The sequence below is a fragment of the Streptomyces recifensis genome (assembly GCF_002154615.1).
In the GTDB taxonomy this organism is placed as follows: Bacteria; Actinomycetota; Actinomycetes; order Streptomycetales; family Streptomycetaceae; genus Streptomyces; species Streptomyces griseoluteus.
In genome coordinates this window covers 1-9,009 of the sequence record NZ_MUNH01000217.1, presented here as the reverse complement: position 1 = coordinate 9,009, position 9,009 = coordinate 1, and the positions used below count along the sequence as shown (strand labels likewise).

The following is a 9,009-nucleotide window of genomic DNA, read 5'->3' as shown; positions in this document are numbered from 1 at the left end:
CCCGAGCACGGCGAAGGGCCGCACCCCCGTCACCGGGAGTGCGGCCCTCGACTGCGTGGCGCCAGACCCTAGTTACGGATCAGGCTGCGCAGCACGTACTGCATGATGCCGCCGTTGCGGTAGTAGTCCGCCTCGCCGGGGGTGTCGATGCGGACGACCGCGTCGAACTCCACGCCGGTGTCGGTCGTGACCTTGACCGTGCGCGGGGTGGTGCCGTTGTTCAGCTCCTCGACGCCGGTGAAGGAGAAGGTCTCCTCGCCGGTCAGGCCGAGGGAGGCCGCAGTGGCGCCCTCCGGGAACTGGAGCGGCAGCACGCCCATGCCGATGAGGTTCGAGCGGTGGATGCGCTCGTAGGACTCGGCGATGACGGCCTTGACGCCGAGCAGCGCGGTGCCCTTGGCTGCCCAGTCGCGGGACGAGCCGGAGCCGTACTCCTTGCCCGCCAGCACGACCAGCGGGATGCCCTGGTCGATGTAGTTGCGCGAGGCGTCGTAGATGAAGGAGACCGGCCCGCCCTCGACGGTGAAGTCGCGGGTGTAGCCGCCCTCGGTGCCCGGCGCGATCTGGTTGCGCAGGCGGATGTTGGCGAAGGTGCCGCGGATCATGACCTCGTGGTTGCCACGGCGCGAGCCGTAGGAGTTGAAGTCACGACGCTCCACACCGTGCTCGGTGAGGTACTGGCCCGCCGGGGTGTCGGCCTTGATGGCGCCGGCCGGGGAGATGTGGTCGGTGGTGACCGAGTCGCCCAGCTTGGCCAGCACACGGGCACCGGTGATGTCGGTGACCGGGGACGGCTCCGTCTGCATGCCCTCGAAGTAGGGGGGCTTGCGGACGTAGGTGGACTCGGCGTCCCACTCGAAGGTGTTGCCGGTCGGGATCGACAGGGCCTGCCACTGGGCGTCGCCCGCGAAGACGTCCTGGTAGGACTTGGCGAACATGTCCTCGCCGATGGCGTTCGCCACGACCTCGTTGACCTCGGCCTCGGAGGGCCAGATGTCCTTGAGGAAGACCGGGTTGCCGTCCTGGTCGATGCCCAGGGCGTCCTTGGTGATGTCCACCTTCATGGAGCCGGCCAGGGCGTAGGCGACCACCAGCGGCGGGGAGGCCAGGTAGTTCATCTTGACGTCGGGGTTGATCCGGCCCTCGAAGTTGCGGTTGCCCGAGAGGACCGACGTGACCGCGAGGTCGTGGTCGTTGATGGCCTTGGAGACCTCCTCCGGCAGCGGGCCGGAGTTGCCGATGCAGGTGGTGCAGCCGTAACCGACCAGGTTGAAGCCGACCTTGTCGAGGTAGGGCGTCAGGCCCGCCTTCTCGAAGTAGTCGGTGACAACCTTGGAGCCGGGGGCGAGGGTGGTCTTGACCCACGGCTTGCGGGTCAGGCCCTTCTCGACGGCCTTCTTGGCGACGAGCGCCGCGGCGACCATGACGTACGGGTTGGAGGTGTTGGTGCAGGAGGTGATGGCCGCGACCGTCACCGCACCGTGGTCCAGCTCGTAGGTGGTGCCGTCGGGGGCGGTCACGGTGACCGGGTTCGACGGGGTGCCGTTGGGGGCGATGGCCGGGGAGTCGGAGGCCGGGAAGGACTCCTTGCCCGCCTCGTCCACGACGTCGACGTAGTTGAGGACGTCCGACTTGAACTGCTCGGCGGCGTTCGCGAGGACGATGCGGTCCTGCGGGCGCTTCGGGCCGGCGATGGAGGGGACGACCGTGGAGAGGTCCAGCTCCAGCTTCTCGGAGAAGTCGGGCTCGGCCTTCGGGTCCAGCCAGAGGCCCTGCTCCTTGGCGTACGCCTCGACGAGCGCGACCTGCTGGTCCGAACGGCCGGTCAGGCGCAGGTAGTTCAGGGTCTCGTCGTCGATCGGGAAGATCGCGGCGGTGGAGCCGAACTCCGGCGACATGTTGCCGATGGTGGCGCGGTTGGCCAGGGAGGTGGCGGCCACGCCCTCGCCGTAGAACTCGACGAACTTGCCGACCACACCGTGCTGGCGCAGCATCTCGGTGATGGTGAGCACCAGGTCGGTGGCGGTGGTGCCGGGCTGCAGCTCACCGGTGAGCTTGAAGCCGACGACGCGCGGGATCAGCATGGAGACCGGCTGGCCGAGCATGGCGGCCTCGGCCTCGATGCCGCCGACGCCCCAGCCGAGCACACCGAGGCCGTTGACCATGGTGGTGTGCGAGTCGGTGCCGACCAGGGTGTCGGGGTACGCCTTGCCGTCACGGACCATGACGACGCGGGCCAGGTGCTCGATGTTCACCTGGTGGACGATGCCGGTGCCCGGCGGGACGACCTTGAAGTCGTCGAAGGCGGTCTGGCCCCAGCGCAGGAACTGGTAGCGCTCCTTGTTGCGGCCGTACTCCAGGTCGACGTTCTGCTTGAACGCGTCGTTGGTGCCGAACTTGTCGGCGATGACGGAGTGGTCGATGACCATCTCGGCCGGGGAGAGCGGGTTGATCTTCGCCGGGTCGCCGCCGAGCGCAGCGACGGCCTCACGCATGGTCGCGAGGTCCACGACACAGGGGACGCCGGTGAAGTCCTGCATGATCACGCGGGCCGGCGTGAACTGGATCTCCTGGCTGGGCTGGGCCTGCGAGTCCCAGCCGCCGAGGGCGCGGATGTGATCGGCGGTGATGTTCGCGCCGTCCTCCGTGCGGAGCAGGTTCTCCAGCAGGACCTTCAGGCTGTACGGCAGGCGGGCCGAGCCCTCGACCTTGTCCAGCCGGAAGATCTCGTACGACTCGTCGCCCACGTGCAGCGTGCTGCGGGCGTCGAAGCTGTTCGCCGACACGACAGTCTCCTTCATTGATGTGCGCGTTCCACCGCATCCTGCCGCCACGCCGGTCCAGCGTTCCGCTAAGGTAAGGCTAAGTTAGGTAGCCCTTACCAGGGTGACTGCCGCGGTGCGCCTCGGCAGATATCTCGATGTCGAGATAACTCTAGTACATGGGGGCTGGATGGTCATGCCCGGATGTGGGGTGTGACGGGTCCGTCACACCCCCCACGGGGGCGCGCAGGGGGGCGCGACTGGGACGATCACCCGATGAGCCACTTCCCGCACCGCCGCGACTTCGCCAGGGAGCCGCACCCCGTCGACCTCACCGCGCGCCCGGACCTGGCGGCCGCCCTCGACGCCGTCAACCGGGATCTGGCGGCGACCCTGCCGGAGGCCGGGCCGATGCGGCTGATGTGTACGCCGTCGGACGACGAGGACCTCCCGGACCAGTTCCACGCGGCCCTGCCCGACGACCGCCGGCACGGGAGCGTGCAGGACCCCGACGCCGCCCGCGTCGCCGAGGCGGCCCAGGAGACGGTCTACGCGGTGCTGTGGCAGGTGTGGCCGGTGTGCCCGGAGCACCGCACCGGGGTGCACGCGGACGCCGGGGCGAACGAGCGGGCGGTGTGGCGGTGCCGGGCCGGCGAGGGTCACGAGCTGTGCGAGGTGGGCGAACTGGCGCAAACCCTCCCCGGCAGGCAGCGCCGGGCACTGCGCCGGAAAGAGCGCAGGCGGGAAGGGTGAGCGGCGGCCATCAGTAAGCCAAATGGGGGTATCCGAGTTGAGCGCCCCTCAGAGGCGCCGACAATCGGAGGAGACAGCCATGGGCCTGACGTTCCGCAAGAGCTTCCGCATCCTTCCCGGCGTGAAGCTGAACATCAACCGTCACTCCTGGTCCATCACGACCGGCGGTGGCAAGCACGGTCCCCGTCACACCCACAGCAGCACCGGACGCCGTACGACCTCGATGGACCTGCCGGGTCCGTTCGGCTGGCGCAAGACCACGACCAAGAAGCGCTGACCGCGCGACCGGCGGCCGCTGACCCCGCGTCACCCGAACGGACCCCCCAGGAGGCGGCATCTCATATCTGAGATAGCCTCAACCTCATGTCAGACGACTACCTCGTACGCATCGGCAAGCTCATCCGTGACGCCCGGCAGCACCGTGGCTGGACTCAGGCGCAGCTCGCGGACGCGCTCGGCACCAGCCAGAGCGCGGTCAACCGCATCGAGCGCGGCAACCAGAACATCAGCCTTGAGATGATCGCCCGGATCGGTGAAGCCCTGGACAGCGAGATCGTGTCGCTGGGCTACGCGGGTCCGATGCACCTGCGGGTCGTCGGCGGCCGCCGGCTGTCCGGCGCCATCGACGTCAAGACGAGCAAGAACGCGTGTGTGGCGCTGCTGTGCGCGTCCCTGCTGAACAAGGGCCGTACGGTGCTGCGCCGGGTGGCGCGGATCGAGGAGGTGTACCGCCTGCTGGAGGTCCTGAACTCCATCGGCGTGCGCACCCGCTGGATCAACGACGGCGTCGACCTGGAGCTGGTGCCGCCGGCCGAGCTGGAGATGGACGCGATCGACGCGGAGGCGGCCGTCCGCACCCGTTCGATCATCATGTTCCTCGGCCCGCTGCTGCACCGCATGGACCGCTTCATGCTGCCGTACGCGGGCGGCTGCGACCTCGGCACCCGCACGATCGAGCCGCACATGATCGCGCTGCGCCGGTTCGGGCTGGACATCGCGGCGACCGAGGGCCAGTACCACGCCGTGGTGGACCGCACGGTCCGCCCGGACCGTCCGATCGTGCTGACCGAGCGCGGCGACACCGTGACGGAGAACGCGCTCCTGGCGGCGGCCCGCCACGACGGCGTGACCGTCATCCGCAACGCGTCCTCGAACTACATGGTGCAGGATCTCTGCTTCTTCCTGGAGGCCCTGGGCGTACGGGTCGAGGGCATCGGCACCACCACCCTCACCGTGCACGGCGTGCCCAACATCGACATCGATGTCGACTACTCCCCCTCCGAGGACCCGGTGGAGGCGATGAGCCTGGTCGCGGCGGCCGTGGTGACGGAGTCGGAGCTGACGGTGCGCCGGGTGCCGATCGAGTTCCTGGAGATCGAGCTGGCGGTCCTGGAGGAGATGGGCCTCGACCACGACCGCAGCCGCGAGTACTTCGCGGACAACGGCCGCACCCGCCTGGTCGACCTCACGGTCCGCCCCTCCAAGCTGGAGGCGCCGATCGACAAGATCCACCCCATGCCGTTCCCCGGCCTGAACATCGACAACGTCCCCTTCTTCGCGGCCATCGCCGCCGTCGCCCAGGGCCAGACCCTCATCCACGACTGGGTCTACGACAACCGGGCCATCTACCTCACCGACCTCAACCGCCTCGGCGGCCGCCTGCAGTTGCTGGACCCCCACCGCGTCCTGGTCGAGGGTCCGACCCGCTGGCGCGCCGCGGAGATGATGTGCCCGCCCGCCCTCCGCCCCGCGGTCGTCGTGCTGCTGGCCATGATGGCCGCCGAGGGCACGTCGGTGCTGCGCAACGTGTACGTCATCAACCGGGGGTACGAGGATCTGGCGGAGCGGCTGAATTCGATCGGGGCGCAGATCGAGATCTTCCGGGACATCTGATGCGCGGGTGCCGCCGCATCTCGTCCGCCCTGCTGCTTGGTGGGTGAGGATGGGAGGCGGCGGCATCGTCTCCTGCCACAGCCCCGTGGCCCGCGAGCACGCTGCGGCCCTCGTGGGCCGGCCATGCTTCGGCCCACAGTCCGGCGCGGCAGCTCACCGTGACTGGCACGTCCGTCAGGGGTTCCATGGCGAGCCGCGCCCCGCCACCGCAGCCTGACCGCCCCGGCACCGTCGGCATCGCTGCGCCGGTGAGAAGCCGCGCGTCAGTTGGGCGTGGCGGTGGTGTGGTGCGGTCGGTTGTGTACCAGCAGGGCCGAGGCGAGGGCCGCGCACAGGAACAGGGCGGCGATGACGACCAGGCCGGCGTGGACGCCGGAGGTGAAGGCGTCTTGGATCGCGGCGGTCACGTTCGGCGGGGCCGCTCGGTGGCCCACGCCGCCGCTGGATACGGCGTGTTCGACGGTGGGCCAGGCCGCCTCGGGCACGTGGTGGGCATCCAACTGGGACGGCAGTTGGGACTGGAGCCGGCTGGCGAGCAGTGCGCCGAGGAGGGAGGTGCCAGTGACGGATCCGATCTGGCGGAAGGTGTTGACGGCTCCGGAGGCCATGCCGGCGTGTTCATGGGAGACACTGACCAGAGCGGCGGCGGTGCTCGGCGCGGCCACCATCCCGCTTGCGGCTCCGAAGAGCGCGTAGAGCCACCACACCCGGGCGTAGGGGGTGCTCGGCTCCAGCGTGGTGAGTCCGGCCGTGGCGGCGGCCCCGGCGAGGAAGCCGAGGGTCAGGGGGAGCTTGAAGCCGGTGCGGCGGATCAGGCGTCCGGTCGCGTAGCTGACGATGACGTAGACGCCGAAGAAGGCCAGCAGCCGCCAGCCCACGTCCAAGGCGGACAGGTGCTGCACACGCTCGTAGAAGAGCACCGACAGGATGGCCAGGCCGGTGAAGCCGAACAGGGAGACGGCCGCGACGAACATGACGGCGCTGAAGGACGCCGACCGGAACAGGGTGATGTCCAGCATGGGTGTGCGGCCTGCGCGCTCGACGAGGACGAAACCGGTCAGGGCCGCGGCCGCGGTGATCCAGGCGACGAGGATGCGGGGACTCGTGTAGCCGTCGTGTCCGCCTTTGATGAGGGCATAGACGAGGGCGGTGATGCCCAGGACGGCCAGGACCTGGCCGGGGATGTCCAGCCTGCCGGCGGGGCCGCGCGACTCCGCTACGAAGGCCGCTGCGGCCAGGGTGACCACGGCGAGGACCGCGGTCGACAGGAAGACCGTGTTCCAGTGGAAGTGTTCCAGCAGTGTGCCCGCGATCAGGGGGCCCGCGGCGAGGCCGATGCCCGAGGAGGCCGCCCAGATGGTGACGACTTCGGTGCGCCGGTGAGGGTCGGGGAACGTGGCTCCCAGGGTGGCCAGGCTGTTGGGCAGGATGAGTGCGCCGCCGATGCCGGAGACGAGCTGGCCGGCGATGACGCCTCCCGCCGAACCGGCCGCGTAGACCATGAGTGAGCCGATGATCATGATCGCAGCGCCGGTGACGAAGGCGCGCTTGCGGCCGTAGAGGTTGCCGATGGTGCCCGCGGACATCACCAGACTGGCCACGACCAGGGTGTACGCCGAGGGGACCCAGACGAGGCCGGTCGGGGAGACGTGCAGGTCGTCCTGGATGGCCGACAGCGCCGACACCGATGCGGTGATCAGCAGAAAGGTCGTCATGGCGCCCAGGCACATCGCGAGGAGCGTGACGCCGGCGGCCAGCCCGGAGGGGTGGTCCGGGGAGGGCCGGACACCGGTGTGGCGGTCGGCCGGCCTGAGCCGGCCCGGGGCGGGAGGGGTGGAAGTCACGGTGTCCTCGTCTCGGCCGAGCTACGGGTGAAGGGCGGCGACGCCCGCCGGTCGGCCTTGGCCCCGGCGGCCTGGACGGTCGCTGTGTTGACGTCCATGAGCCCTCCCTGGGACTGCGCACAACCCGGCTGACTTATGATTGCGTAAGTCAGCTCGACCATATAGGCTGACTTTGCTTGAGGCAAGCCAGGCGAAGGGTGGAGAGATGAAGGATCTGCTGAAGGAACGGGACGCCTGGTCCATGGCCAACTGCTCCGTCGCCAGGACTCTGGAGCTCGTCGGCAACAGGACATCGCTGCTGATCTTGCGCGAGGCGTTCTTCGGCACACGCCGGTTCGACGACTTCGCCAGGCGTGTGGGCATCGGCGAACCCGCCGCCGCGGCGCGGCTGAAAGAACTGACCACCGCCGGGCTCCTGGAACGCGTCCCCTACCAGGAGCCCGGCCAGCGGACCCGGTACGCCTATCAACTGACCCAGAAGGGGCGCGACTTCCGGGCCGTCATCGTGGCGCTGCGACAGTGGGGCGACACCTGGGCCACCGACGAACAAGGGCCCCCCGTGGTCGTACGCCACAAGGATTGCGGGGCCCCGGTGCACGCGGCGCTCCGCTGCGAAGAAGGCCATGACGTGCCGTTCGGAGAGTCGTTCGTCGACGCCGGCCCGGGTCTCATCCGTGTCGGCCCGGACAGCCCTGAACCCAGCGGCGGCTGACACACCCGGCGAGATGTTCCCACCGCGGTGGTGGCCCGCCTCCGCCGTCGCCGGCCGGCACGCCACACCGACAACTCACGCCCCGAGGAGCCGCATGTCCGAAACACCGAAGAAGTCCCCGAGCGGCGAGGCGACCGCCGGGACAGGAGCGGCGACACACAGATCACGCGTGTTCGGCTGGGAAGACCCTGCCATTTCCGCCGCCGCCGTCCCTCACCACAGCGGCCTCGGCTTCCTACGCGAGGTCCTGGCCGGGCGCCTGCCCGCCCCGCCGATCGCCGCCGCCCTGGGCTTCACCCTGGAGGAGACCGAGCACGGCCGGGCGGTCTTCGTCATGGTGCCGGGCGAGGAGCACTACAACCCGATCGGCAGCGTCCACGGCGGCGTCTACGCCACGCTGCTCGACTCGGCGGCCGGCTGCGCGGTGCAGTCCGTGCTGCCTCAGGGCATGGGGTACACCTCGATCGACCTGACCTTGAAGTTCCTGCGCCCGATCACCGTCGACACCGGCAAGATCCGCGCCATAGGCACCGTCCTCAACAGCGGCCGCCGCACCGCCCTCGCCCAGGCAGAGCTCCGCGACTCCGACGACCGGCTCCTGGCCCACGCCACCAGCAGTTGCATGCTCTTCCCGGTCGCGGCCCGCTGACCGCCGTCGCGGACGTCGCAGTTGAGCGCGCCGACCTCAGGAATGCCCGCGACGCGCGACGGCCCCGCACCGGACGGTGCGGGGCCGTCGGGGAAACGGGTCCTAGGAAGGCCGGCCGTGGTTCTCGACGAGGGCGGTGTACTCGCCGGAGTTGTCGCCGTAGAGCCCGGAGCGGTCGTTGTAGGCGACGGTGACCTCGCTGTCCTCCTGGGCGTGGAAGGTCTGGGAGGCCCCACCATGAACCAGGCGCCCGAGCCGATGCGGGCGATCAGGGCGCCGACCGGGGCCCCGGGCAGGATGGTCGGCCCCGTGGGGCACAGGGGCGCGTGGGGTGCGGCAGCCGGAAGCCGCACCCCTCCGTGCGCCTCGTCGGCCGGCGGCGGGGCCAGACCCGCC

General features: G+C 69.9%; 8 protein-coding genes and 1 pseudogene. 6 read left to right on the top strand and 3 right to left on the bottom strand.

What is annotated here, in order from left to right; translation table 11 throughout:
• Positions 1 to 68: 68 nt before the first annotated feature.
• Positions 69 to 2,786 carry an aconitate hydratase AcnA gene (gene acnA / locus CCN33_RS13070; RefSeq protein WP_086693801.1) on the bottom strand — a complete coding sequence of 906 codons (2,718 nt, stop codon included), beginning with the start codon at positions 2,784 to 2,786 and terminating at the stop codon, positions 69 to 71.
• 252 nt (positions 2,787 to 3,038) lie between these two features.
• Between acnA and CCN33_RS13065 the strand changes: the two genes are divergently transcribed.
• From CCN33_RS13065 to CCN33_RS32940, 4 genes and pseudogenes are all read left to right on the top strand, one after another.
• Positions 3,039 to 3,515, top strand: a complete 477-nt coding sequence (locus CCN33_RS13065; protein ID WP_244173782.1) for a hypothetical protein — start codon at positions 3,039 to 3,041, stop codon at positions 3,513 to 3,515.
• A 79-nt stretch (positions 3,516 to 3,594) separates the two neighbouring features.
• Positions 3,595 to 3,792 (top strand): DUF4236 domain-containing protein, encoded by a 198-nt coding sequence (locus CCN33_RS13060; protein ID WP_086693800.1) that lies wholly within the window; start codon positions 3,595 to 3,597, stop codon positions 3,790 to 3,792.
• 86 nt (positions 3,793 to 3,878) lie between these two features.
• Positions 3,879 to 5,408: a helix-turn-helix domain-containing protein gene (locus CCN33_RS13055; protein ID WP_031181604.1), complete on the top strand. Its 1,530-nt coding sequence runs from the start codon at positions 3,879 to 3,881 to the stop codon at positions 5,406 to 5,408.
• Positions 5,409 to 5,484: 76 nt separating this feature from the next.
• A pseudogene (locus tag CCN33_RS32940) lies at positions 5,485 to 5,625 on the top strand (phosphorothioated DNA-binding restriction endonuclease); the annotation flags it as partial.
• 46 nt (positions 5,626 to 5,671) lie between these two features.
• Here CCN33_RS32940 and CCN33_RS13050 read toward each other — a convergent pair.
• Positions 5,672 to 7,252, bottom strand: coding sequence for an MFS transporter (locus CCN33_RS13050; protein WP_244173781.1), 1,581 nt, complete (start codon positions 7,250 to 7,252; stop codon positions 5,672 to 5,674).
• Positions 7,253 to 7,457: 205 nt separating this feature from the next.
• Between CCN33_RS13050 and CCN33_RS13045 the strand changes: the two genes are divergently transcribed.
• Together CCN33_RS13045 and CCN33_RS13040 are read left to right on the top strand one after the other, a co-directional pair.
• On the top strand, positions 7,458 to 7,964 hold the full coding sequence (locus tag CCN33_RS13045; RefSeq protein WP_086693799.1) for a winged helix-turn-helix transcriptional regulator: 507 nt from the start codon (positions 7,458 to 7,460) through the stop codon (positions 7,962 to 7,964).
• Between the two features lie 94 nt (positions 7,965 to 8,058).
• Positions 8,059 to 8,613, top strand: coding sequence for a PaaI family thioesterase (locus CCN33_RS13040; protein ID WP_086693798.1), 555 nt, complete (start codon positions 8,059 to 8,061; stop codon positions 8,611 to 8,613).
• 102 nt (positions 8,614 to 8,715) lie between these two features.
• On the opposite strand, the gene CCN33_RS13035 is transcribed toward CCN33_RS13040, so the two are convergent.
• Positions 8,716 to 8,931, bottom strand: a complete 216-nt coding sequence (locus CCN33_RS13035; RefSeq protein ID WP_086693797.1) for a hypothetical protein — start codon at positions 8,929 to 8,931, stop codon at positions 8,716 to 8,718.
• Between the last annotated feature and the right edge of the window lie 78 nt (positions 8,932 to 9,009).

What these genes read in the sequence shown, in the direction of transcription:
- CCN33_RS13045 (WP_086693799.1), top strand. Translation starts at nt 7,458, where the DNA reads ATGAAGGATCTGCTGAAGGAACGGGACGCCTGGTCCATGGCCAACTGC.
- CCN33_RS13055 (WP_031181604.1), top strand. Translation starts at nt 3,879, where the DNA reads ATGTCAGACGACTACCTCGTACGCATCGGCAAGCTCATCCGTGACGCC.
- CCN33_RS13065 (WP_244173782.1), top strand. Translation starts at nt 3,039, where the DNA reads ATGAGCCACTTCCCGCACCGCCGCGACTTCGCCAGGGAGCCGCACCCC.
- CCN33_RS13040 (WP_086693798.1), top strand. Translation starts at nt 8,059, where the DNA reads ATGTCCGAAACACCGAAGAAGTCCCCGAGCGGCGAGGCGACCGCCGGG.
- CCN33_RS13060 (WP_086693800.1), top strand. Translation starts at nt 3,595, where the DNA reads ATGGGCCTGACGTTCCGCAAGAGCTTCCGCATCCTTCCCGGCGTGAAG.